Source organism: Corynebacterium gottingense (assembly GCF_003693265.1).
Lineage (GTDB): Bacteria > Actinomycetota > Actinomycetes > Mycobacteriales > Mycobacteriaceae > Corynebacterium > Corynebacterium gottingense.
The window spans coordinates 1-1,465 of record NZ_RDRE01000130.1 but is presented as its reverse complement, the minus strand read 5'-3'; the positions used below and the strand labels follow the sequence as shown (position 1 = coordinate 1,465).

The window sequence follows — 1,465 nt, the reverse complement described above, 5'->3', positions numbered from 1 at the left end:
GGCGTGGGCCAGTACCAGCACGACGTGAACCAGGCTGCGCTCGCCCGCACGCTGGACGCGGTGGTCGAGGACGCGGTGAACTCGGTCGGCGTGGATCTCAACACGGCATCCGCACCGCTGCTCGAGCGCGTGGCGGGGGTGAGCGCCACCATTGCGAAGAACATCGTGGCCTACCGCGACGAGCACGGCTCCTTCACCTCGCGCAAGGAGCTCGGCAAGGTGCCGCGCCTGGGCCCGAAGGCGTTCGAGCAGTCCGCTGGCTTTTTGCGCGTGCAGGGCGCGGCGAACCCCCTCGACGCGTCGGCGGTGCACCCCGAGGCGTACCCCGTGGTTGAGCGGATTGCCGCGGCGACGGGGCTGGACACCAAGGGGCTCATCGGCAACAGTGCCGTGCTGACCAAGCTCAAGCCCGCCGACTTCGCCGACGAGACCTTCGGCGTGCCCACCGTGACCGACATCATCGCCGAGCTGGATAAGCCGGGCCGCGACCCGCGCCCGGAGTTCAAGACGGCCACGTTTAAGGAAGGCGTGAACAAGGTCAGCGACTTGACCCCGGGCATGATCCTCGAGGGCACCGTGACCAACGTCGCCGCGTTTGGCGCGTTCGTTGACGTCGGGGTGCACCAGGACGGCCTGGTCCACGTCTCCGCGATGAGCAAGCAGTTCGTCTCGGACCCGCACGACGTGGTGCGCTCCGGCGAGGTGGTCAAGGTGAAGGTCATGGAGGTCGACGTTGAGCGTCAGCGCATCGGCCTGAGCTTGAGGCTTGACGACGAACCCGGGCAGGACCCCAAGCGCGGCGGCGGCAAGCCCGCCGGAAAGCCCGGCGGCAAGCAGCAGCGGGGCGGGAAGCAGCGTCGCGGCGGGAAGGGGCGCGGTGGCGTCGATAAGCGAGGGGCCCAAGGCGGGTCGATGGCGGACGCGCTGAAGCGAGCGGGATTTGGTAAATGACCCGGGCTTATGTAAGCTTTCTCGAGTTGTTGTAGGCGACATGAACCAGCCGAGCGCCCGTTTGGGAGAAGCCGCTAGGGTCCTCTGTCCTTAAACGTAAAGGATTGCTTCATATGAGCAACGGCATTATTGATCTTGTAGACGCAGGTCAGCTGCGCGATGACATCCCGGACTTCCGCGCCGGCGACACGCTTGACGTGCACGTGAAGGTTATCGAGGGTTCGGTGACCCGTACCCAGGTCTTCACCGGTTTCGTTGTGCGTCGCCAGGGTGGCGGCATCCGTGAGACCTTCACCGTGCGTAAGGTCTCCTTCGGTATCGGCGTTGAGCGTACCTTCCCGGTGCACTCCCCGAACATCGAGAAGATTGAGGTCGTCCGCAAGGGTGACGTCCGTCGTGCGAAGCTGTACTACATGCGCGATCTGCGCGGTAAGGCAGCCCGCATTAAGGAGCGTCGCTAGTCTGCGGCACCGGCGCCCCGCTCACTGACACGATTCGGTGGGCGGGGCGTTTT

The 1,465-nt window shown here is 65.6% G+C and carries 2 protein-coding genes; both read left to right on the top strand.

Going from position 1 to position 1,465, the window contains the following annotated elements:
• A partial coding sequence (locus tag EAW56_RS12200; RefSeq protein ID WP_122086823.1) for a helix-hairpin-helix domain-containing protein occupies positions 1 to 951 on the top strand: 951 nt, incomplete at its 5' end.
• Between the two features lie 113 nt (positions 952 to 1,064).
• Entirely contained in the window at positions 1,065 to 1,412 is a 348-nt protein-coding gene (rplS, locus tag EAW56_RS12195) for a 50S ribosomal protein L19 (RefSeq protein ID WP_095277476.1), read from the top strand.
• The last annotated feature ends 53 nt before the right edge of the window (positions 1,413 to 1,465 follow it).

What these genes read in the sequence shown, in the direction of transcription:
- rplS (WP_095277476.1), top strand. Translation starts at nt 1,065, where the DNA reads ATGAGCAACGGCATTATTGATCTTGTAGACGCAGGTCAGCTGCGCGAT.